Here is a 23,934-nt window from a genome sequence, read left to right on the forward strand (position 1 = left end):
CAATTACGCAATTTCTATTAAGCTTAAAGGCGCAAAAAAGAGGTTATCCCCTTGGCCATGAAGACCTCTAGAGACAACCCCTATATGGTTAAATTGCATAAAAACTAGCTTTCAAGCACCGCGGAATAGAAATACGCACATGGCAATTATCTTGGCCATCTCTGCTCTACCGGAAGCAGAACCGGGAAATCCGCATGAGGCTCCATCTGATACCAGTAAGCAACCGAAGAAATATCATCGGATCTCTCAAATAATTGCGAATGATCATGGCCAATTTGCTGAATCGTTACTTTCAGATCGCTTTCAAACCGGATGGGATCGGGCAAATGCCAGCGATACATCCCATGCATAGGCACCTGGTGTCCATACCATGGATCAATGTCGGTCGTTTCTTTGTAGTACGTATATCCCAAATAAGGCGTTGAATAGGACTCAGGCTCGTTCGTTTTCAAATTGGAGAAACACCAAGCGCCCCCCACATAATCTTCGGTCCCTGTTCCGCAAATGGTCGGCCACTCGTCATCGCCATCCATATAGAATTTCATCTCGCCTTCTCCCCACCAGTTCCTTTCAAGCGCTGCCCACGCCAGGTATGTACCTACAAATTGACCGGCACCTTTGACATTGTCTAGTAGTGTGTAATCCTTGCCGATCTCGGTCAGGCGCTCTCTCCGCCATTGCGCATGGAAATAAGCCGCATTTTCGGGCAGCTCATCAACAAGCGTGTAGTTAAATGTATAGAAAAATCCGCCAATGTCATAGGCGTGTTGATTTTCAATTGTAATTTTCGCTGAGTTCCGAAACGGCATGGCGAAATAGCAATTCATCCCGCCTGTAGGGTTAACGGAAATCGGCAGCGAATTGACGTTAGTTCGTCTGGCGAAGCCATTGCAGAAGAAATCGCCAAGAGGCACTTCAACGGATGGCGTTTCTTCGTCATCCCAATACATTCTGAGCACCAGGTCACGGAGTACAAACTGTGCATGATGTCCTTTGGCACCTGTTTTATCGGTAACGGTGATCCAAAAGTGCTGAAGGACACCAGCACCCTGTATATGTGCAAGCGTAACCGTCTCACCTTGTTTTAAATCGATGCAAGGACGACCTTTTCTAGCCATTCCCAAGTTGCTAGCAGCTTGGCCTCCTTGCCCTTTCTCTCCCGTCGGATTCTCCGCTGTAATGGAACGTGTCCGCCCGTTTGTCACGAGAGGAGCCGTAGATAAGCCATTTCCCAAACCATGCAGTTGCAGCATGTCCATCACCTCTTGTATCATATATTGTTGTACCTATTTACATTATAAAGCGTTTTATCTACATTTATTTAGCATAGATTGCCGATTTACTTACCATATATTGCTGAGGTGTTGTGATGGAATTGGATCAAGTTTCGCCTTATATCCGTGTCGCGATGGACAGTGTTATCGAGACTCCATGGACTATTGAAGAACGTGTGATTTGGGATTATGAGCTGCTGTTTCTGATGGAAGGTCATCTGGAAGTGAGGGTGGAAGAGCAAATTTACGAAGGGCGTCCAGGGGATGTATTCTTTTTTAAGCCAGGCCAAAGACACGCTATAAAGTCATTAGGGAAGCAAACGATTCGGCAGCCTCATGTCCATTTCGACCTTAACGCTCTGCCGGATAGCCAAGAGGTTACGGTTTCGTTTAAATCCATCGATCAGATGAACGAGAAAGAAAAAGGATGGTTGCGAAAGGACTTGCTTTCGTCACCTCCTTATTTCATCCCGAATCATTTTCGGCCACGGGATTCCACCCACTTGGAACGGGTGCTGCTCGATCTCATCCGTGAGCATGAAACCAAACCTCCCTATTATGAGCTTCGTGTCAAAAGCGCCATGCTTGATCTGCTGGCTATTTTATTACGCGAACAATATTATGGCGGCAAAACAAACAAAGAGGGGCAGGTCGAATTTCTATCCGAAATCCGCACCTATATTGATCGCCATGTTAATCAGAATGTGACACTCGAGGAGTTATCGGAGAAGTTTCATGTGAGTAAATTTCATCTCATTCATCTATTCAAAACGATGTTTCAAATGACTCCCATCCAGTACCATCAGCACATTCGCATGGAAAGAGCCAAAAATAGGATTCAATTTTCTAACACTCCCTTGAGTCAGATTGCTGAGCAGTTGGGGTTTGCTAATATCCATACATTCAGCCGGGCGTTTAAAACCGTTATGGGTAAAAGCCCCTCGCACTTTCGGGTAAACCGATAGGAACTACAGGCCGCTATTCCGTGAAAATGATGGGTTAGCATATAACGGACCATAGTTCCCGTTCATCCAGCTTTAGAGCAGTTTCCCTTGAAATAGTGGCCTGTAGTTCCCAACCCACCGCAGCCTGCCGCCCCCCTACAGGGGGGCGATCCCTACCACTATTTTCGCTTATGCTTTTAACAAATCAGCAACTTTGACGGGTTGCCCTGTCCGTATCGCACGATTCGCGGCAATGCCAACCAGGATGGAGCGGGCACCGTCCACATGAGTCGCAGCCCTCTTAAAGCGATCCTCTGCCGGTTCACCAAAGATGTCGTTCAGCAGCACAGGATCTCCTCCACCGTGCCCGCCAACACCCGTTTCTACGTTCACCTCATAGGGGCGGTCAAACATAGGGAAGACGCGTATTTCCTTATTTTTTATCGCTCCTTCAAGTGCTTTGTCTCCACCTGAATTGACATAGGATTGTTCCATAATCGTCATCTCAATACGGCCTTTCGTCCCATTAAAAGCGATCCGATACCCTTCCCATGGCGAATAGGCATTTAACGAGTATGTCAATATCGCTTTGTTTTTATAGCGAACCATGACACCCATCGTATCCTCAATGCTGATGCCGTCTCCGAAGACATTTTGATCGCGATGGTAACCATCCTCGTGCTCAGCATCTAAATACATCGCCTTCAACCGCCCATTGCGGTCCAAGTGGAGAGCAAAAGGGTCATCCTCAGCAAGCGGATTGCCCGTTGCTCTATCATAGAACTGAGTCACACCCCGTTTTTCAGCGTTTTCACGTCCATAAAAGAGCAGATCCCCAAGAGCAAACACGGTATCCGGCTCGGACCCGATCCAGAAGCTGACAAGATCGAAGTGATGCGTCGATTTGTGTACGAGCAGCCCTCCACTGTTATTCTTGTTACGATGCCATCTGCGGAAATAATCAGCGCCGTGTTTGGTATTCAACAGCCACTCGAAATGGACAGAGTTAACCTGTCCAATTACGCCTCCTTCGATCAGTTCTCGCACTTTCGTATGATGTGGCGCATAGCGATAATTGAACGTAACACGCACGTTACGTCCGGTCTTCTCTACCGTTTCAAGAATTTGACGGCACTTGTCCTCGTCAATCGTCATCGGCTTCTCTGTTATCACATCGCAGCCTAATTCCATCGCACGAATGATATAGGTATGGTGGGTTCGATCAACACTTGTGACGATGACAGCATCCGGTTTCTCTCTTTCGATCATCTGGTCGAAAGCATCCGGTTGATAGGTTCGCACCTCTGGGTAATCAAATTTCTGCTGCAATTGCTGGTTCGCATAATCCATACGGGTCTGGTTGATGTCACAGAATGCCAGCAGCTCCGTCGTTTCCCGAAAGTCTCCCGCAATCGCGGAATAAAAGAACCGTGCTCGCCCGCCGGCTCCAACTAATACGTACTTTTTCCTCGTTGTCATGCCCTTCACCCTTTTTATAAGAATAGTTAAACCAACCTTAAACAGAAGCCTGAACGGCCATCAAATCACTTTCAAAAATGTAACGACCCGCTCCAAGTTTGAAACAACTTTCGTCTTCCATACGGCCAAGAGGCTCGCAGCCTTCGATCTCCCAAGTTCCTGATGTACTTCTCACGCCATCGATGGCGTACACCTGGCCAGGTATATAGATCGTAGCTGTCGAATTGGCGGGAATCGTCACTTCGATCTGGAAGGCTTTGGACGCGGATAAATGCCAAGCCACCTCAATCGTTCCATACAAAGAGTCATAACTTGCTTTGACCCGGTCTAAGCTTCCACCAGGCCTTGGCCGTATGATCGTGTGCTTAAAGCCTGGCGCAGCAGGATCAGCCTCGATGCCAGCCATATATCGGAACATCCACTCCCCAACTGAGCCAAGGGAATAGTGGTTAAAGGAGTTCATGGAAGGCGTCTGGAAGCCCTTGTGTTCGGTCCAGCCATCCCACCGTTCCCAAATGGTCGTTGCACCATGCTTAATGGAATACATCCAGGAAGGGAATTCCTCCTGAGTAAGCAGCGTATAAGCAACATCCAATTTCCGATGCTCGGTTAGTGCAGGCAGCAGGTATCCAACTCCGAGAAAGCCCGTTGACAAACGGTCACCGCGTGTGTGGATATCTGTCGTCAGATGCTGGGCAGCCATCTTGTTCTGCTCATCGGTCAGCAGGTTGAATTGCAGCCCAAGCACGTACACAGCCTGCGTTTCCCCGTGAATTCGGCCATCACTGCCCACAAATGCATCCCGAAATGCTTGAGCAATCGCCTCAAACAAAGATTCATATTGGTTCTGATCGTCTTTGCGACCCAGAACACCAGCGATTTTTGCCAACAACTGTGTGCTATAGGCAAAGTAAGCCGTTGCTAACACTTCCTTCGGTGTATCCGCATCAATCGATAACCAATCGCCATAGTTGGCATAATCGGGACGCACGTAATCTTCACTGTTAGCCCGAAGGTAGTTCACCCAATCAGCCATCGCTTTGTAGTTCGTTTCCAATATGCGCGTATCCCCATACATCACATACAAAGTCCATGGAATGATAACCCCGGCATCACCCCATCCCGCATTATCGGGTGCGAACCAGTTCAGATTCGCATTCCACATTTTGTGCCGGATCCAGCCGGCGTCAGGCGCCACATCGGTGAAAGCCCCCGATGGCTGCTGGCAGTCGAGAATATCCTGCATATATTTGGAGAAAAAGCGTGACACATTCATATTGTAAGCTGCTGTGCGGGCAAAAATTTGCGCATCACCGGTCCAACCGAGCCGCTCGTCGCGCTGCGGACAATCCGTCGGCACGGAAAGGAAGTTCCCCCTTTGTCCCCATGTAATGTTGGCATGCAGACGGTTCACCATCGAATCATTCGTTTCCAGCCGCCCCGTCTCCGCCATATCGGAGTGCACAACTTTGCCTGCAATCGTATCCAAGTCAGGTTCGCCAGGATAGCCAATCAATTCAACGTAACGGAACCCATGAAATGTGAAATGCGGTTCGTACTTTTCTTCGCCCGTCCCTTTTAGCACATAATGATCCTGCTGCACGGCTACCCGCAAGTTATCCAAATATAAGCTGCCATCTGGGTTCAACATCTCGGCATGGCTAACAGTTACTTGGTGGCCTGCTGCCCCGCTAACCTTTAGCTCTGTCCAACCCACCATATTTTGTCCCATATCATAAATGAAAGTTCCTTCTTCCGTGCGGCGGAAAGAGACGGGTCTCAGTACTTGCATGATGCGAACCGGGGGTTCTACCGTTCCCACGAGCAAACCATTGTACCCTGTTCGAACATCAGGAACTTCCCAAGTGACTCCTGCTTGATACCCAGATTGATCCCAGCCAGTCGGCTCAAGCCGGGCATCATACGCTTCACCTTTTATCAGATCCGAATAAAGAATAGCACCTTTAGCTGCCTGCCAAGATGAGTCAGAAATGATCAATTCGCTCGTGCCGTCGAAGTATTCAACCCGTGCCTGGAGCAGTAAAAACGGCCTTTCTCCATACACATTTTTCCCAAGAAAACCAACCGTACCTGCGTACCAGCCGTCGCCTAGAATGGCTCCAAAAACATTTTCGCCAACATGTAATTGGTCCGTAATCTCATATGCTTGCACCTGTACACGTGTCTCGTAATCCGTCCATCCCGGCGCAAAAAGAGCTCCAATTCTACTGCCGTTAAGCCGAAGATCATACAAACCAAGCGCAGTCGCATAAACAAAAGCCCGTTTCACATCCTTCGTAAGCTGAAAACTTTTACGCAAATAAGGAGGAGGTTGCATGTCAATGCCTTTTTCCGACTTGCGACCGATCCACTTGGCCTTCCAATCTGCACGCGACAGCAGCCCCATTGACCAATAAGCCGTTTGACTCCAGGCAGACGCTTCTCCATGAGTATCCCAAACCCGTACTCTCCAATAATAAGTTTGCTCAGAACGCAGAGTCTCTCCCGCATATGCAATGTGAATCGATTGATCGGACGCCACTCGGCCACTGTCCCACCGATCAGCCACACCTTGCTCCAGCAGCTCTTGAGACGAAGCAACCATCACCTGATAAAAAGCTTGAGCAGCAGACCGCTCGCTCGACTCCAGCCTCCAAAATAAACGCGGCCGACTAACATCAATCCCAAGCGGGTTATTCGCATATTCCGTTAAACATTCAACAATGGTTAGGCTCACTGTTATCCCCCTTAAGCTAAGATCGTACTAGTTTGTATTATAAAAGGAGAAGCCTGCTCAGATATGGGGGGTTCGATAACAGTTTATAGGGCAAAGACATTAACCTTGAAATGTGATGGTCGCGCCTGCCTCATTTCATCAATAATTGAAATAAATAACCTATAAAATGAACTCATTGCCCTAATGTGCCAGGATGAATATGTATTAAAGTTAAATTACATAGCTATTTCACGCTATATTTGTCACCAGCGTTATTGAAAACGATTTCACTTTTGAACGAAAAGACGGAAAGGGGAGGAATGACTTAGGCATATCCAGCTCTTCATAACGAACCATAGGAGGAATTAGCTTGAGAAAATGGACATTATTCCTGCTGTCGCTCCTGATGTTCTTCAGTATATCGCTGAGGATCGCATCAGCATCCCCTGCGGGGGTAACAGCATCGCTAGACATGGCTACCGGAATTGTAACTATTGCTGGCAATTCGGGTTTGCCGGGAGAACATCTCATAACTGTGCAGGTCCGTGATCCGCACAATCGTCTTGCCTATTTGGACCAGGGTAAAAGCAGCGTAAACGGAGATTACCTATTTCATTTTACAGTCAACAATAATGTCGCTGGCACCTATTCCGTTTCTGTTGCTGGTGAAGCAGATATCAACGTCTCCCAGACTTCATTTACCGTGAATTCCCTGTCTTCTATTCAAGTAACTTTGAACCCGGACACCATCTGGCCACCAAATAAGAAAATGGTCACAGTGACGGCCGATGTGTATGTATCTGACCCTTTTTCGCAAATCGACCGCATTGTTCTTACTTCCATTACTTGTAATGATCCTATCCAGCCAGATGACATTCAAGATGCGCAGTTCGGCACATTGGACAAGACGTTCGCGCTTCGTGCGGAGAAATCAAAAGATCATTCTCAGCGGGTGTATACGATCACTTACACGGCAACCGATAAAGCCGGAAACCGCTCGGTGGCTACCGCAACGGTAACCGTGCCTCACGACCAATCCGGCAAAAATAAGTAATGATCTTTCGGAGGTGTTATTTTGAATAAGAAGTCTAGACAGATTATACGCCGCCTCGTTCTCGCTTTTATGTTAGTCAGCGCGGTTTATGGAGGTTATCCTTCTGATACAAGGGCGCTGGCTGCAGAAACTCCAGCTAGTGATGGATGGCAAGTGCTCGTTGACGACAATTTCGAGAACGATTCGGTCGGGACAAAAGCAGAAGATCAAGGTTATGTTGTGTACAAGCCTATGCTCGAGGAAGGGAACACAGGCGGCCTTAAAGGTGACGCTTATGTAGCCAAAGCTCCTGGTAAATCAGGCAACAGTCTATATGTATACGATGACTATAATTCCGTCAGCAACGTCGCCTACCGCAATACGACGAGAGTTGTCAAAACGTTTGAGAAGCAAGAAGGTGTTGTTGTAGCTGAGGTTTCATTCATGCAACCTGGGCCGCAGTCCGAAAGAGCGAAAGTGCTGAACCTGTTAAGCAGCAGCGGTGATTACATCGCTAGAATAACAGCAGATCCAGCGCAGGCAAAGTTCGTGTTCGATGCCAAAACGGGTCCTGACAATATGTATCCATACGAACCCAATCGTTGGTATAACATCAAGCTTGTTGTTGACATCGTCAATGATCAAGTCATGGTCTATGTGGACGGCAATCTGTGTTTCTCCAAGCAGCCGACTGTCGAGGTTCGGAGCGCAGGCACCACTACGAGCGAGAAAATCAAGCAAAACATCGCAATGCTTGAAATGCTTACAGCGGGCGGTTCACCAAATCCGGTTAATGCTTTCTACGTTTCCCAAATCAAGGTATCTGCGAAGCCGCCTGCCGCTTCTCCAGAAGCTCCTGTTGGACTCACAGCCTATCCACGGGATAAAGAAATCTATGTAGAATGGGCACCTTCAGCAAGCGCCAGATCCAATAATGTCTACGTGGCTACCAAACCTGACGCCGTTGACTCGGAGTATGTGAAGGTCATGGATAAATATAATAAAAAATTTGTGCCGAGCGATTACGTATCTATCACGAAGCTTGGGACATCATCCAGCAGCCCTCCACTTGAGAACGGGAAAACCTATTATGTAAAAATCACACAAAACACCAGACTGTTGTCAAAAGGCACCGACACGGAAGTAGAGAGTCCACTCTCTTTATCACAAGCCGTTGCCGTTACCCCTAGCCCCAGAACAACACTGGATTCCGCCAGTACGAGCGTCATCCAAAACGTCTATGTAAACGATACCAAAAACATGTCTGGTTGGTCCGTGCAAAGCAATCTCGCAGTAGGAAGTACTCCCTATGGAGATTTAGAGCGCGCCATAACCAAGTTGCCTTCAAATTATATCGGGATTGATTGGATTCGAACATCGAATGCATCAGGTGCTTATACAGCCAGCGATGTGCTTACGACTTTTACCGTTACGAATGATGCCGACGTTTTTGTCGCTGTAAGCCGGGAAACGATGGAAGCCAACCTAGCTTGGCTGTCAACATGGACCAAAACAGCGGATACCATCGAGCTGAGTGAGGGCGCAGAGGTGTTTGATTTGTACAAGAAGAGCTTTGCAGCGAATTCGCAGGTTACGTTGAGCAAAATCGGGCAATCCGACAGCAACGGTTATTTTATACTCGTTAGGGGTCGTTCTATTCAGTTAAACTCTTTCGAGTTTATGGACTGGAATGGCAACAAGATTACCGCTTTAACGCCAGGGATGAATGCAACAGCCAAAGTTGAGGTTACGAATAACACAGCCGAGCAACGGTCATTTGTTGTGATCTGTGCGTTATACGACGCCAATCAACGTTTGGTTACCTATACGTCCGCATCTGTAACGGCACACGCTGGGGAACAACGCACATTAAACACCGGATTCAAGGTTCCTTCAAACCTATCCGGCTATCAAGCGAAAGCTTTTATCTGGGATAACTTAATAACTATGAAACCACTGTCGAACAGTATAACGATTGAGTAGGCACGAGGAGGCAACAATGAAAAAAATAATTGCAATCTTATCATTCCTATTTATTGTAGCAAGCCTAGTCCCTTCGCTGGCGGCTGCAGCGGAACCAATTACGGCCTTTCCGGGAGCGGAAGGCGCCGCTATGTATATAACGGGAGGACGCGGAGGCGATGTTTACGAGGTCACGAGCCTCGAAGATTATACCTCGTCAGAGACCGCAATTCCCGGAACGCTGCGCTACGGGCTTGCTAAAGTTGCGAACAGCAATGCCAAATCGACTGTGATTGTATTTCGGGTTTCTGGCACCATTCATTTGAAGGAGAAAATTAAAACCAATGTCTACAATCTAACGATTGCTGGCCAGACAGCACCTGGGGATGGCATCGCGATTGGCAACTATTCGGTATCCTTAGGCGGATCTAATATTATCATCCGTTATATTCGCTTCCGCGGAGGTTTCGCTGAGCTGGACGACACCTTCTCACCCAACGCTCCGAAAATGATGATTGACCACTGCTCTTTTAGTTGGAGCACGGACGAGGTATTGTCATCCAAGGATAAAAGCAGCATTACCGTTCAATGGTCGATCATTAGCGATTCTCTGAACATGTCGATCCATGATAAGGGAGCACACGGGTATGGCGGTATTTGGGGCGGCACCAATGTGACGTACCACCATAACTTAATCGCGAACAACAATAGCCGTAATCCTCGATTAGACCGTGATTTTAGACTTGAAAAAGATGCCCCCCTGCTGTTCGATTTGAGAAATAACGTCTTTTACAACTGGGGCGCCAATAGCGGATATGGCGGTGAAAATGCGACAGGCGTCAATGTCGTGAACAACTACTACAAAGCGGGTCCTGCTACCTTTGACGATGTGAAAAACAGAGTTTTTAATCCTTGGTCCGAGCAGCCTGGCAACTACTATATTGAAGGCAATTACGTGGACGGTTATCCGGGGATTAGCGCAAATAACTGGGCCGGTGGCGTCCAACCCGAGTATGGCTTGGGAACTGTCAACCGCCTGCAGAGTCAAGTAGCTATTACTTACAAAAACACCGATGGAACAACGGTCGATACTTCCGTAACGACAGACTCGGCAACTGACACTTACGGCAAAGTCCTTGAGCATGCAGGAGCGATTTTACCAAAAAGAGATTCTCTCGACGCTCGTATCGTGAACGATGTAAGAAACGGGATGGGGAAATTCGCCAATACACCGGATGGGGACGGAGGTTTTCCGGCGTTAACGGAGTCGACTTTGTCTGCCGATTATGATAGCGATCACGACGGTATCCCCAATAGCTGGGAAACGGCAAATGGTCTTGATGGTAATAGCGCAACAGATGGTAAAGCGGATAGTGGTGATGGATATACCCATCTGGAGAAATATTTGAACTCGCTGCTTGGCAATGGTTCAAGTAATCCTGCTATAGCCATTACTAGCCCCTCTGCGAATGCGATGCTGCAAGCGAATCAAGATATTGTCATTGATGCCACTGCATCTGACAGTGATGGTACCGTATCCAAGGTTGAGTTCTCCTTCTACGATACGAAAGCGATGAAATTGATCCCGTTAGGAACGGTTACTTCTGCACCATATACGTACACATGGACAAATGCTCCTGAAGGAACTCATTATTTGTATGCCAAGGCGACTGACAACTCAGGCACTCAAACGCTATCGAGTATGGTTGTTATTCATGTCAACGATGCAAGTGGGATTGGAACGTGGACTTCCGCAGACATTGGAACTGTGACCCTACCAGGAACGTCAAGCGTTACTGGGGAAGGTAGCAGTACTTTCATCGTAAAAGGTACGGGTGAAATTGGTGCGACCGATGATGGCATCCAATCTTCGGATGCGTTTCAATACACATACCGTGATATGGCAGGCGATATGGAGTTAAGCTCTACGATTAACTTCCAGAATCCTTCTGAATACGATAATGGTGTAAAATCAGGGCTGATGATCCGCCAGGATCTGACGGCTGATTCCCCTTTTGCCATGATTACGGTGAAGAAGGAAGAATACTACGGATCGCGGATTCATTTTATGAGCAGATCGGCACGAGGGGAATTGGTCGTATCCACGGCGAAGCCAAATGTGACCTTGCCTGCGCTATTGAAAATTAGCCGGTACGGGAATGAAGTGAAAGGTTTAATTTCCATTGATGGCGGAGCTAACTGGGAGGTGGTTGGTTCTGTCACGCTTGATCTGCCGAACCCTGCTTACATTGGGATGGCCGTTGATGCAACGAAAAGTACCAACAACTTTAATTACTACAATTCTTCGATGTTTGAAAATACGAAGCTGCGTACAGATAACATCACAGGAGCTGTCTTCTCCACCGGGAATTTGCTGTTGAACGAGGATGACGGTGATCCTTCCGTCAGCGTGCAATTCAGCAACCGTTCGGAGCTTGATAAAAATGGCGTGTTGGTCATCGCGTTATATGATGCAGATGAGAATATCGTCAACTATTCCTATTCCAGCGACTTGGTCGAAGGTCAAGGGATAAGAGCGCTAACGGCGACTTTCCAGCTGCCCCTTCATGCAGCGGGCTATAAGCTGAAGGCCTTTGTGTGGGATCAGCTTGCCAGCAAGCAAGTGATTTCTAATGTTGCTGAGCTGCCTTTGGTGCAGCGGTAATGATGATTTTGCAAGCTGCTGTGCATGATGAGATAGTGCCGGATTAGTAAGTAGCTAACACTTAAGCCTGACGGAGTATAACCCGTCAGGCTTTAAATGTGTTCGTTTGCCGAATTTACAAATGAGAGCCGCCACTGGCATCAATCAATTGCCCGGTCACCCAGCGGCTGTCGGAAGAAGCTAGAAAAGCAGCGATATCCGCGACATCCTCCGGTTGCCCCCATCTTCCAAAGATAGAAAAATCAGCACCATATTGTTGCGAGGCAGGATCTTGCAGCATGCCGGCGTTCATATCCGTGGCAACGAATCCAGGTTGGATGGCATTGATTGTAATTCCACGTAAGGCGAGTTGGTTGGATAGAGAGAGTGTTAGTGTGTTGATTGCCCCCTTGGTCATACTGTATGCAGGAATAGCGGGCAGGGAAATTCTTGTTATAGCCGACGACACGTTAATAATTCGACCATTGTCACGTAAACGAGGCAAAGCATGTTGCGTCAGGAAAAATGGCATTTTGACATTTATATTCATAATTTCTTCATATGCCTCTTCCGTAGTAGCTTCTATTGGGGCTACTAGAGCGATCCCTGCGTTGTTCACTAGTATATCGAAATGAGTGTTACCAGTACGCTCCTTCAACACTTCATCTAGTGTTTGATAAAGTGTCTGTATGCTCTCTATAGAACCAAGTTTCGCACCAATTGTGAAGGCAGTCCCTCCACTTTGTTCAATATCTCGTACTACTTCTTCTGCAGCGGCTCGGTTCGTGCCATAATGAACAGCTACTAATGCTCCTTCCTGCGCTAAACGCATCGCAATCGCACGTCCAATCCCCCGGCTTGCACCCGTAACCAAAGCAACTTTACCTTGTAATCTACGCATGATTTCAATCTCCTCTTGTGTCAAATAGTAACACGATAGTTATAACACAAGGGGAGTTATGAAATGTTGCTCTCATATTCGCAGAACCCAAAGCTAAGGATCAGTCCGAAGTGACGAACCAATCATTTTTCATCGTGCCGACCAACCGACGATGACCTTGAAACTCTTCATAAATGTTAAAATCATACGACTTAAGGAAGGACAACTTGTAAAGTAAGTCGCCATTTTCCAAACTAATTTTGAAATCCTTGTACGTGCCAACTTTCAACTTCGATTGCGGCGTCTCTGGAGCTTCATTCGCGCGGGGCTCGAAACTGCTCAAATCCGCCGACCATTCAATTGCCCTCAAGCCATTCGTATCGTTGATCTGAAAGACAATTTTACGTCCCTCTGTGTTTACACTCGTACTCATATCCTTGACAATCTCATAATTGAACTTCAAGGATAGTTCGTTATTATCCAGTGCGGTGCTGAGATGATCAATGGAGAGCGTATATGGTGCAAGTGATATCCCTTTCAGCGGTGTCTTCACCTCGCTCTTCTCTTGCGGAAGCCAGAAAGCGAATGGCTTCACATACATGTCGGCGTCCCCCGACTTGTCATCGTCATCATCATCGTCGTCTTCATCGTTCGCAGGTTCTTCCGTTATTAACTCGCCATCCTCAACAGCTTCTCCAAGCAAAAGATTCATTCCACTTGTATCAACACCTTTCGGAATCATGCTTGAAATGATAAACAGCGCTTTCCCTCCAGGTCCCACTTTCTCTTTCACATCCAGCACATTTGCCGGATAAACGGTTCCACTAGCTGCTCGAAAGCTGGCAACCAGCTTCGCCAAGTTCGTGAATCTCTTCTCCTGATTCTCAATCTGCACCCGTACGGTGTATTGCACCGTGGATTGCCCTTGATAGCTCATCACATTTTGAATAGAGAATTTGGACTGATATCCCGCATCCGTCAGTTCGAAGGAAGAAGCTGCATCAAGGATCGGCACATGTAACAAATCAGCCTGAGACTCGAAATCCAGCACATCGATTATTTTCTCATCGGATGTTTTTTCCTGCAGCACAAGCTTTATTTTCGAAAATGCATACGTATAAGGCACTTTAGCCGCCATCTGCATACCGACGGAACTGTCTTGTGGAAGTCCCAGCACTTTGGAAGGGATGATCACCTTCGCCTCTACCCTCACCTTTCCATCCAACAAGAAATAACCAGTAAATTCCGGAATGGGCAGCGAATCCGAGCCTTTGTTCATCAGCATGAAATCCGTAGTCAAAATGTCCGTGTCTTCCCAGGGCAACCGAAACATGCCGTTCATCTTAACTGTGTACAAGCCATTTTCGTCCGAAAATGCGGCCTCTTCTCCTGCACCTTTCACCTCTTGATCCGATTCCTTCGGCACTTCCAGGGAGGCAATCGGTACATTCAACTTCAAATCAGACAAGTACTGCGTAACCACGATCTGCCAGCCTTCCGTTGAGACCTCTGCGGGGACACTCCCCGTAAGAGTAATCTCCTTGGTTTCCTGGGAATTGATAAGAAGTTCGTTTAACCCTTTTGCTATTAGCGGATAGGTATATCCCTCCGAAGTGCGAACAATAAACTGATAGTCGGGTACCGTTACGCTGTATTTCCCCAAATTTTTCAGATTCAGTGTTAGGTTAGGCAAGCTGTTTTTTTCATTTTTGCCAAGGGTAAAATCGGATAAGGCTACTGCCATGAGTGTTCCTGACATCTTAACCTCTTGCGAGCTTCCTGCAGGTGCCACTTGTGTAAAATCATCAGGCACTGAGATTTCGCCAAGCTGGCGCTCGAAAGGACTTCGGGAGAAATCCCATTTCCCCAGACGAAACTTCAAATCTTGCAAAGCTGTTGCGTCATTAATCATGGCATAGTAGGCAAACTCTTGCGATGAACCCGCAGCAATTTTCATTTTTTCTTTGTCCTGCGGCATCATTTTGGTGATGAATAGGTCACCATTCTTACCTAGCAAGCGTATCCAATAATCAATCAGAGATAGGCTCTCTGAGCTTTTGTTCGAAATATGTAGTGTGAACGTAACGATATTGCCATTGTGATCGGATAGAAGTCTTAGCTGCTTAATCTCAGCATAGCTGTTATCGCCAAGCTGGATTCGTTCGAATGCAGCAGCATCGTCTGAATTGCCGCCTTCTGCGAATACGGATATGGACATGAACGTGCTGATTAGAACCACTAACGCAAAAGCCATGAGGATCGGGAAACATTTACAAATTCTAGTCATCAGCAGTCTCCTTTCTATGCTTCGTGTTTCAATGCATCTAAGCCGATTAGCTCTTCCGGCCGCATCGCCTTTAGCTGCTTCTCGTATAATTCACGATATAACCCGTGCTGCGCAAGCAGTACCTGATGTTTGCCTCGCTCGACAATTCGTCCCCGGTCGATAACAAGAATTTGATCGGCTCTGACGACAGTCGCCAGACGGTGCGCAATGACGAAGGTCGTACGTCCTTGCATGAGTCGCTCCAGCGCTTCTGTGACCAAATGTTCGGATTCTGCATCCAGAGCCGACGTAGCTTCATCCAAAATTAAAATGCGAGGACTCTTGAGAAGCGCTCGTGCTATAGCAATCCGTTGTTTTTGTCCTCCAGACAACCTCACGCCGCGTTCTCCAATCATGGTTTCATATCCAAGCTCCCACTCTTCAATGAATTCATGCGCATTCGCAGCCTGTGCAGCAGCGATAATCTGCTCTTTGGGAGCTTTCGGATTGCCATAAGCAATATTTTCATAAACCGTCCCCGAAAACAGAATATTATCTTGGAGCACAAGAGCCATGTGGCTTCGCAGGTCATATAGATCATAATTACGCAAATCAACCCCGTCCAGCAATACGGAACCTTCATCTGGGTCATAAAAACGGAGCAGCAAATTAATAATGGTAGATTTTCCTGCGCCACTAGGACCGACAAGCGCTATCACATCACCGCTGCAGGCTTTAAAGCTTATTCCTTTAAGTGCTGCCCTCGTCTCCAAAACCATCAGAGGCGGATCCGGTCTCATTTTTGGCGGAATCCAATAGAAACGTTTGGCAGGTTTTTGGCGCTCGACCAGATCTTTATCCTTCTGATCTGCTTCAGCTTGCTGCTTTTCAGGCCTTTCAATCACATAATCAAACCCGACTTGGTCGAACTGAATTTCACCTTTACAAGTTTTCAGGGGTATAGGATTGTCGTTATTCTGAATCTCAGGTTCAATATCGAACACTTCAAAGATTCTTTCCACGTTGGCAAGCGAATTTTGGATCGTAACGTTAACATCGGAGAAACGCTGAATAGGGCCGTACATCTGGGATAAATAAGCTTGGAAAGCGATTAGTTCCCCTACCGACATCTTGCCCTGAATCACCATTGACCCCCCAACGAACCAAATGATTAATCCGCCCAAATCTTGGAAGGTTTGACTCATACGACCTAGCGTGTTGGATAAAAATTGAGCTGTCATCGCGTAGCCGAAATGAGCGGAAGCTTGCTTCTTGAATCGGTTCAACTCCATGCGCTCGCGGCTAAAGGCCTGCACCACTTTCATCCCGGCAATTCGCTCGACAAGTACACCTGACATTCGTTCCATCTGTCGATGGACAGAACGCCATGCGAAGCGGATATGAACATTAATGTTCGTAAACGTTAAATAATAAACAGGCAGCAGCCAGAGAGACAACAGCGCCAGTTTCCATTCCATATGAAAAATCATAAATCCAGCGAACAGCACCAGAAAGAAATCAATCGCCAGATTAATGACACCAGCACCGACTAGATTCTGGGCGCCATTCACATCGTTCAGAATTCGTGAGACGATGCTTCCGACCTGACGGCTGTCATAAAACCGTTGAGAGAGCTTTTGCATATGTTCATAAAGCTGAAAACGGATATCGATGACCATGGAATTCCCCATTTTGGCCATGACCCATTGACGCACATAATTGACCGCTGTTCCGAAAACGTAAACACCTCCAAGTACCCCAATCACCTTGGACAATGTCCATGAACTTTCTTTACGCGGAAGTACTTCGTCAATCAGAACTTTGGTCATCCACGGTACCGTCATAGGAACGACAAATTGCAGAATACCAAGCCCAACAATGGTTATGATCATGTAACGGTACGGTTTCAAAAATTTAAAATAACGCCGTATGAGATGGGATTTTGTGTCCTTCATCCTATCAAACCTTCTTTCCATCAGTGGATGTCATCCAACTGTATGGCAGTCAAGATAACCCGTGAAGCACCCGATCGAAGAAATCCGGTGGCCCGACTTGACCGCCTTTCAAAACGATTTCTAAACCATCTATCCATTCATCCTGCGAAAATGCCCGGCAAAGCGGCCCCCCGGGAACAACAGGAGCTATCATTTCCAGAGCGTACATATTCATTCGCTTGACCGCAAAACCTGTCGTGTCCCCCCCGGCCAAGACAACTCTTCTGACTCCTGTAGACTGAACAAGCGCTCTCGCCATTTCACCCAAACGTCCGCCAATTCGCTCACCGCTTACGGCCACTTTGTGCCCACGCATTCGCATTCGTTCTTGCGTCTCCTCAATAGACTCGTCATGCGGTCCCAGTGCCGTATACAAAATAACGTTCTTCCCAGCCCGGAGCAAATGCTCAGCCTGACTAAGCAGCAAGTTCTGAGCCGCTACCGATGCCGAATCCTCTTCGAAAAAAAGAGGCGCTGGTACACGAATGCCTGCATAGCCGTGCGCCATTGCCCATTCGATTTGCGCACAAGTCGCTGGAGAACAACTACCTGATAGGACGAGGAGCCGGTCCGCTGGTTCTGCCTCCATCCGCTCGGGCGCTGCGGGTAGGGAACCACTCTGCTGCCAATGGGAGACTAGTGCATACTCCACGCCCGATGAGCCAATCACGAACATCGGCTCACTCTTGTTCTCCTCCGATAATAAACCGCCGATTTTGGTAAGATGCTCATCCGTCAACACATCAAACAGCAAAATGTTGGGTGCTTGATCGAGCTTTTCGTTCAATCGATTTCGCAGCATCAGCTCACTTTGCTCCAAGTCCATAACGCTCATAAGATTGATCGAGCACGATGTCTGCTCAGCCAAATGAACCCGAAGATCCGCTTCCTTCATCGGCGTAACCGGGTGCTGTGTCATGTTGGGATGCCGATCTAAGCGCAGAATCTCACTCCCCTTTGCTGCAAAATGGTTCCCAAACACCGTATACCGCCCTAATGCAGGTGAACCTGCCAATAGAGGCGTGTATCGTTGCTCGGGAAACACACGCCGGCCGATATCGATAACAGTTCCTATGCTGCCCGTTAATGGCGATGAATCGAATGTGGAACATATTTTGTAGTGTACAATTGGCGCTTGGAATGCCTTCAGAGCAGTAAGCGCGGGGTGAAGCGTCATTTCCATCTCTTCTGGACTCATCGTCCGACTAACTCCTGCCACCCCGAAGCCATCATAATGGCTAAATTTCTCCTCCCAAACTGACAGGCTCGGAATGTCCATAAACAGAATAGTACGCAAACCGCCGATCGTGAGCGCCTCTAATACATCCGTAGAACCTGTGAAGTCGTCGCCGTAATAGCAGATTCGCATTTGGTCTCATCTCCCCTTTCCACCCAATTGAAGTTAGCTCTAGCCGAATGCGGCTAAAGCTTGCTTCAATTCAGGATGTTTGTCGGCATGCAGATCCAAAGGAATCCCCGCTAAGGCAGCATCCCACCCTTGCACAAGACTGCGGAAACCTGCTCCGGGACCGTCTGGATGAGCATGGATACCGCCGCCAGCGATATTCATCAGATCGACGGTTCGAAGCGTACGATACGTTTCAGGCGCCGCCCCCGCCCATTGTTTCGATGACAATACGGGGAGGGCAGTGTCAGACTGATCAAACATTGGCGTCAAGCACTCACGCACGCTATCTACGACGGAAGCATTGTCTTCATAGAACTTATTGTTGAGCCCGTTGACATGCAGATGATCCACGCCGGCCAGTCGGCACAGTTTCTGATAGGCAGCAAATGACATGCCAAGATACGGGTATCGTGACATCATACCCCATTGGTTCCGGTGCCCATGTATACAAACGGGGGCATGCTTTCTCAAGTGCGCAAGGCCAGCAAATCCAATGCTATTGATGCTGACCATGACGCAGTTGCCTCCAGCTTTCACGACTGTTTCTAGATGACGTTTCATTGGATCGATATCGTCGGTAATATTAAAGGCGTACATCGTCTTTTTACCCGTTCGGTCCGCAGCTCGCTCTATTTCTTCCATGACAACCTTGATGCGCTCAGCAATTGGAGCATATGGCGGATTACCATGTACCTCATCGTCCTTAATAAAATCAATACCGGACAAGGCAAGTTCACGCACGATCAACCTCAGCTGTTCGGTCGTCAATCCAATGTTTGGCTTAATGATCGTTCCGATGATCGGCCGTCCATGCACACCGGTTAGCTCCCGTGTACCTGAGATACCGAACTGCGGGCCTTCGTACCGTTCTTGAAACGACAGTGGCAAATCCAGATCAAGCAGTCGTAGTCCAGACAGCTCCTCCAACTCATACAGATTTCCTGCAACTGTCGCCAGCACGTTCGGGATCGAAGGTCCAATGTTGACATATGGGAATGCAATCTTTACGATGCCACGGCGGAATACGCCTTTGCTGCCCGAGGGCACCTTAGCTCCGGGTAGCGAAGGAAAAGGCGAGCTCTCCAGCTCATGAATGGAGATAATCTGTGCGCGATGTTTTTGCTTCAAGCTGTCTGTTTCATTCGGCAAGGGCAGAAACGTTCCCGTAGATTGCTCACTGACGATAATTTCACAAGCCTTCTCCAGGGAAAATGCAGTTTCGAGCCAATAAGTTGCAATGACTTGATCATTCTTCAGCATGGATATTTCCCCTGTCTTTCCAATTCGGCACGAACGGCCATGATGCCAAGTCGCGGGCTAGCATACACGGGCAGTCCGGTTTCCTCACTTAACGCTTGTTCCATTCTCGCCATTGATCCCTGAGCCAGCACGAGTACATCCGCCTTTTTAGCTACTAATTTGGCTGCTTCATAGATCAAACGATCATGCTCCTCAGGCTGGCCTGAAACTAAAGCTTGATAAGCCCCTTCCGCCAAAGCGTCAACTACGCTGACTTTTCGGTTTTGAAGTTCGGCTTCTCTTTGCAGCAATTGCCTTGTCGGATCAAGTGTCGTAGGCAGTGTAGCCAGCACCCCAATTTGATTGAAATTTTTGGTAACCTGACGCGCCATGTCATCATCAATTTTAACAATTGGAATATTGAACAACGACCGCACCCGATCCGCTGCTTCACCTACCGATGAGCAAGTATTGAGGATCAGATCAGCTCCGATGTCTTCGGCATGTCGATAATACTGAACCAACCGGCGAACTACCGCAGTAGTCACTCCACCTGCCTGAATCACGTCGGCGATCAAACTGTCGTCGATAATGTTGACGAGGCGGCAGCCCGGTAATTCCTCCCGAAACAGCGGCCCAATCCGATCCGATAACCCTTGACCTGTATAAACAGCAACAACTGTAGCCATGCCTTCTCCTCCTTTAGCTTGCCGTGTTATTCATAAGCTTAATGGCAGTGCCTAATCTGCCTTCTTGCGCGAGCCAATTGTCTGCATCAGGAATATCGAAATAGCGGAGCATGCCTGGCAGAATGAAACTTAAAGAATCATTTTCATCATAAAAAGGTTCCTTAATCCACGCAGCGAGACTGCTCATTCGGTCATCCAGACATACCCGTTGGACACGTGAATCGAGCAGAGCCGCCAACTCGGCGTATATGGCGTATTTTCCGCAGCCGTAAAGCTCGATATCATCAGAATCAATATTTTTCAACGTTCCTGCTAATTCAATAGCCCTCAATACATCGTAGGTTCGTACAGCTGCCATACTGTCACTCAACCACATCAACTCATCTGTGTAGCGATCCATCATACCGAAGCGTTTGTAGGGTCTTTCCTCGGGTGAGTTCACGTGCGGCAATAGCGAGCCGATGCCCACTGGATTCAGTACCATGGCGATACGTCCGGAAGCACAGGTTTCCTCGATCCATTTGGCATGCGCATTTATTTGTTTGGTTCCTCCATCCCATACGGCTATGGTAACTGGCAGCTTGCGGCCCGCTGATTCAGCTGGGAAAAATTGCAGTGCGTTATTCAGCAAGCCTCGCTGGCTCCACCATACTGTCCGGAGTGCCCACAGATTCTCCACCTCTCCGCCTCCGGAAAGACGAGGATTCAGATCGCATGGCTTGCGGTTGAAGTAGACGGCATTTCGCAGCCATTTCAACGCCTGTTTTTTACGCAAATCTTCCGGCATCTCACTACGCGCCTTCTCCAACTGGTTTAACCGTTCGTTAGTTTCATCGTGTGTATTACGGGCATTCGGATATTCCCCGATGACCTGCCCGCTCTGCGTGCAATGAAGCTGATCCGCTGGCAGTAATTGAATAACTTCATCCTGCGGAGTTACCTTACGACCTAGCAGTTGTTCCGAGAAGAACTCTGCTGCGGCACGGGCCAATGGGATAGAGAAGCGATGAGCATTTTCATCCTCATAAATGTCCAGCTTTTCCCCCTTGTCATACATATCCCAAAATCTTCGGTTAACAGCTACGGTATGACGTGGACCCTCAATCGGTACGGAATCATAGGTTGTGGCGAGAACACGCACAGGTCGAGGTGCCATGGCAAGCACGATATCTTCGTGATCGAAGCCTAGCGCAGAAAAGCCAGGCCATTTCTGTTCAGCATCTTGTGCTTTACCTGTTAGTAGAAAATACGGACGGTTCATGATGAAGCCGCCTGGTGCAGCAGCAGCAATGCGCTCGTCAGCCATCATAAGCAGGGCTGTTTGGGTGCCACCGCCGGAATGACCGGTAACTCCGATCCTTTGCGGATCAACTTCTTCTCTCGTACACAAGTAGTCAATAGCCCGTATCGCATCATGAAGCATATAGCGCGCATAGCTGTCGCCAAGCGGTAAACATTGCCGCCCTACATTTTCATGCTCGGTCACGCTCGTCATTGGCGCCTGCCCAGTGGCAGGATCATAGAAACCGAAACGCTCACCCTGACCTACTGGATCAAGCGACATTACGATAAGACCGGCATGAACCAAATAGTGACAAACAGTCTGGTACTCGTCGCAGTGTTTAGCCTGCTCGCGATGTCCGCACAGTAGAAGCACAGCGCCACGTGGCTCGGTAATTCCATCTGGTATATAAAGATTTGCAGTAGCATAAACGAGCGGTCTAGGTTCAAAGATTACTTTCTCTACATGAAAGCCATTCCCTGAGACCTTACCTGTTATTTGGGGATTTAACGGCGTATCTGAAGCATGCAAGCCGCCCACACACGTGATAATCCCTTCACGAATCTCCTTTTGACGCTGTAATAGATCGGTTATATTTCCGATCGACGCGCGAGCAAGCTCGCCTCTCTCGGCAGCACGCATGGCGGATTCGTAAATCCATCTTGGCAGCTGGCTTTTTACATCAAAATGGGCGATTTGAACATTTTCAAACTTTTCAAACACGATGAGATCCTCCTCCTCTTGATACTTCTGCCAGTTCTGACTCAACCAGCAGGTCGGATAGACGTATAGGTTGATTCGCTGCAGCCGATTTCCAAACAGCTTCCCCAGTAAGCACCGCAAGAGCCCCTGCCTCAGCACCTGCCATAATGTCATAATGACGCTGCGGATCAGGTCCTAGGAATAAGTCCTCCAGAATGAGCGGATCACCCCCGCCATGCCCTCCTGCTTTCGGTACAACGTGTATCGTTTCTTTGCCTCCGAACAGTGGGAAGTAGTCGATGGTTTGCTCAGGCACATGGAAAGCTGCGCGCCCGGACATGATTTCTTTCGTTTCAATCCTGCCTTTTGTTCCATTGATAGCTAGTCGATAACCTTCGTATGGCACCGAGAAATTGACGGAGTAGCTTAACATGGCGCCTTTATCATACTTAACAACAGCTGCATACGTGTCCTCAATATCAATTTCGCTATCAAAAATGCACCCGTCAGGACGGTAACCTGTGAAATTATCAGGCTTGATTTCGAGCGCATTGACATGGTCGTCTGGCGGTACAATCTCTTTGCTCCGTGATGACCATCGCATGAAATACGAACAAGAGGGTTTGACTCGGCATGTCCCGCAGTGTCTGCCGTCTTCCTTCACGGGATTGAGTTCCCCATCCGGACCAAAATAGTGCAGCGCTCCATATGCGAACGCTTCCAATGGTTTCTGGCCGATCCACCAGTTTACAAGATCAAAATGGTGCGTGCTTTTGTGCACCGACAACCCTCCGGAGTTGCCACGTTTACGGTTCCATCTTTTAAAATAGCTTGCTCCGTGATACGTATCGATGTACCAATTCAAATCTACCGAAGTCACCCGGCCGACTCTGCCTTCCAGAATCAGTTCCTTAATTCTTGTATGAATCGGAGAATACCGATAATTAAAAGTGACGTGGAGTTTCCCCCTGCTGTTACTCTGAGCATCCAATACCCGCTTGCAGTCGCTACCTGTCGTCACCATCGGTTTCTCCGAAATGACATCCAGATGGTGCTGCAAGCCCCCTACTATATAATCTGCATGGGTGTAATCCACGCCTGCGACGATGACAGCGTCTGGTTTCGTTTCCTGGATCATCTGCTCAAACTGAGACGGAGCATATACCGGTGTCCCTGTCAGCGCTGGAAATTTCTTAAAGCAATTGGCAAAGCGGCTTGGGTCCGCATCCAGCAAGCCGACAATTTCGCAATGCTGATGAAAAGTATCCAGCATAGGACGAATAAACATGCCGTTTGCCCTCGTGCTCACGCCGCAGATCACGTATTTTTTCTTCGCCACGATGATATCCCTCCCTGCTTCTACTGTTAAGTATACAAAGTTGCGAATGGCAAACCATTAGTGAAAACGACTGTCATTATAGG

At 48.1% G+C, this 23,934-nt stretch carries 15 protein-coding genes; 4 read left to right on the forward strand and 11 right to left on the reverse strand.

Going from position 1 to position 23,934, the window contains the following annotated elements; all coding sequences use genetic code 11:
* Positions 1 to 146: 146 nt before the first annotated feature.
* The gene (locus AC58VC_RS04505; protein ID WP_497367615.1) at positions 147 to 1,253 is read right to left on the reverse strand and encodes a glycoside hydrolase family 172 protein; all 1,107 of its coding nucleotides are present in this window, start codon (positions 1,251 to 1,253) and stop codon (positions 147 to 149) included.
* 116 nt (positions 1,254 to 1,369) lie between these two features.
* On the opposite strand from AC58VC_RS04505, the gene AC58VC_RS04510 reads away from it, so the two are divergent.
* Complete coding sequence (locus tag AC58VC_RS04510; RefSeq protein ID WP_497367616.1) at positions 1,370 to 2,239, forward strand: helix-turn-helix transcriptional regulator; 870 nt, start codon at positions 1,370 to 1,372, stop codon at positions 2,237 to 2,239.
* A 168-nt stretch (positions 2,240 to 2,407) separates the two neighbouring features.
* On the opposite strand, the gene AC58VC_RS04515 is transcribed toward AC58VC_RS04510, so the two are convergent.
* Together AC58VC_RS04515 and AC58VC_RS04520 are read right to left on the reverse strand one after the other, a co-directional pair.
* Positions 2,408 to 3,697 (reverse strand): Gfo/Idh/MocA family protein, encoded by a 1,290-nt coding sequence (locus AC58VC_RS04515; protein ID WP_497367617.1) that lies wholly within the window; start codon positions 3,695 to 3,697, stop codon positions 2,408 to 2,410.
* A gap of 37 nt (positions 3,698 to 3,734) precedes the next feature.
* Positions 3,735 to 6,434 (reverse strand): family 78 glycoside hydrolase catalytic domain, encoded by a 2,700-nt coding sequence (locus AC58VC_RS04520; protein ID WP_497367618.1) that lies wholly within the window; start codon positions 6,432 to 6,434, stop codon positions 3,735 to 3,737.
* A 349-nt stretch (positions 6,435 to 6,783) separates the two neighbouring features.
* Here AC58VC_RS04520 and AC58VC_RS04525 point away from each other — a divergent pair, with 349 nt between their 5' ends.
* From AC58VC_RS04525 to AC58VC_RS04535, 3 genes are read left to right on the forward strand one after another with little or no spacing between them, the layout of a single operon-like run.
* Complete coding sequence (locus AC58VC_RS04525) at positions 6,784 to 7,467, forward strand: hypothetical protein (RefSeq protein WP_497367619.1); 684 nt, start codon at positions 6,784 to 6,786, stop codon at positions 7,465 to 7,467.
* Positions 7,468 to 7,488: 21 nt separating this feature from the next.
* Positions 7,489 to 9,429 (forward strand): hypothetical protein, encoded by a 1,941-nt coding sequence (locus tag AC58VC_RS04530; RefSeq protein ID WP_497367620.1) that lies wholly within the window; start codon positions 7,489 to 7,491, stop codon positions 9,427 to 9,429.
* A 16-nt stretch (positions 9,430 to 9,445) separates the two neighbouring features.
* Complete coding sequence (locus AC58VC_RS04535; protein WP_497367621.1) at positions 9,446 to 12,073, forward strand: Ig-like domain-containing protein; 2,628 nt, start codon at positions 9,446 to 9,448, stop codon at positions 12,071 to 12,073.
* Between the two features lie 115 nt (positions 12,074 to 12,188).
* On the opposite strand, the gene AC58VC_RS04540 is transcribed toward AC58VC_RS04535, so the two are convergent.
* The 8 genes from AC58VC_RS04540 to AC58VC_RS04575 all read right to left on the reverse strand — a co-directional run bounded on the left by AC58VC_RS04540 (position 12,189) and on the right by AC58VC_RS04575 (position 23,851).
* Positions 12,189 to 12,953 (reverse strand): SDR family oxidoreductase, encoded by a 765-nt coding sequence (locus tag AC58VC_RS04540; protein WP_497367622.1) that lies wholly within the window; start codon positions 12,951 to 12,953, stop codon positions 12,189 to 12,191.
* A 100-nt stretch (positions 12,954 to 13,053) separates the two neighbouring features.
* On the reverse strand, positions 13,054 to 15,219 hold the full coding sequence (locus tag AC58VC_RS04545; RefSeq protein WP_497367623.1) for a hypothetical protein: 2,166 nt from the start codon (positions 15,217 to 15,219) through the stop codon (positions 13,054 to 13,056).
* Positions 15,220 to 15,233: 14 nt separating this feature from the next.
* Positions 15,234 to 17,153, reverse strand: coding sequence for an ABC transporter ATP-binding protein (locus AC58VC_RS04550; RefSeq protein ID WP_497367624.1), 1,920 nt, complete (start codon positions 17,151 to 17,153; stop codon positions 15,234 to 15,236).
* Between the two features lie 49 nt (positions 17,154 to 17,202).
* A complete protein-coding gene (locus AC58VC_RS04555; RefSeq protein ID WP_497367625.1) occupies positions 17,203 to 18,561 on the reverse strand; it encodes a four-carbon acid sugar kinase family protein in 1,359 nt (452 codons plus the stop codon).
* A 39-nt stretch (positions 18,562 to 18,600) separates the two neighbouring features.
* A complete protein-coding gene (locus AC58VC_RS04560) occupies positions 18,601 to 19,860 on the reverse strand; it encodes a ribulose-bisphosphate carboxylase large subunit family protein (protein ID WP_497367626.1) in 1,260 nt (419 codons plus the stop codon).
* Positions 19,854 to 20,528, reverse strand: coding sequence for an aspartate/glutamate racemase family protein (locus tag AC58VC_RS04565; protein WP_497367627.1), 675 nt, complete (start codon positions 20,526 to 20,528; stop codon positions 19,854 to 19,856). Before AC58VC_RS04565 ends, AC58VC_RS04560 begins: the two co-directional genes overlap by 7 nt.
* Before the next feature lie 13 nt (positions 20,529 to 20,541).
* Positions 20,542 to 22,533: an alpha/beta hydrolase family protein gene (locus AC58VC_RS04570; protein WP_497367628.1), complete on the reverse strand. Its 1,992-nt coding sequence runs from the start codon at positions 22,531 to 22,533 to the stop codon at positions 20,542 to 20,544.
* Positions 22,526 to 23,851: a Gfo/Idh/MocA family protein gene (locus AC58VC_RS04575; protein ID WP_497367629.1), complete on the reverse strand. Its 1,326-nt coding sequence runs from the start codon at positions 23,849 to 23,851 to the stop codon at positions 22,526 to 22,528. The genes AC58VC_RS04570 and AC58VC_RS04575 overlap by 8 nt, the downstream gene beginning before the upstream one ends.
* Between the last annotated feature and the right edge of the window lie 83 nt (positions 23,852 to 23,934).

The organism is Paenibacillus sp. J22R67 (assembly GCF_059692175.1).

Excerpts from the sequence above, each read along its gene's own strand:
- AC58VC_RS04545 (WP_497367623.1), bottom strand. The coding sequence starts at position 15,219 with ATGACTAGAATTTGTAAATGTTTCCCGATCCTCATGGCTTTTGCGTTA.
- AC58VC_RS04515 (WP_497367617.1), bottom strand. The coding sequence starts at position 3,697 with ATGACAACGAGGAAAAAGTACGTATTAGTTGGAGCCGGCGGGCGAGCA.
- AC58VC_RS04565 (WP_497367627.1), bottom strand. The coding sequence starts at position 20,528 with ATGGCTACAGTTGTTGCTGTTTATACAGGTCAAGGGTTATCGGATCGG.
- AC58VC_RS04560 (WP_497367626.1), bottom strand. The coding sequence starts at position 19,860 with ATGCTGAAGAATGATCAAGTCATTGCAACTTATTGGCTCGAAACTGCA.
- AC58VC_RS04540 (WP_497367622.1), bottom strand. The coding sequence starts at position 12,953 with ATGCGTAGATTACAAGGTAAAGTTGCTTTGGTTACGGGTGCAAGCCGG.
- AC58VC_RS04505 (WP_497367615.1), bottom strand. The coding sequence starts at position 1,253 with ATGCTGCAACTGCATGGTTTGGGAAATGGCTTATCTACGGCTCCTCTC.
- AC58VC_RS04535 (WP_497367621.1), top strand. The coding sequence starts at position 9,446 with ATGAAAAAAATAATTGCAATCTTATCATTCCTATTTATTGTAGCAAGC.
- AC58VC_RS04555 (WP_497367625.1), bottom strand. The coding sequence starts at position 18,561 with ATGCGAATCTGCTATTACGGCGACGACTTCACAGGTTCTACGGATGTA.
- AC58VC_RS04510 (WP_497367616.1), top strand. The coding sequence starts at position 1,370 with ATGGAATTGGATCAAGTTTCGCCTTATATCCGTGTCGCGATGGACAGT.
- AC58VC_RS04550 (WP_497367624.1), bottom strand. The coding sequence starts at position 17,153 with ATGAAGGACACAAAATCCCATCTCATACGGCGTTATTTTAAATTTTTG.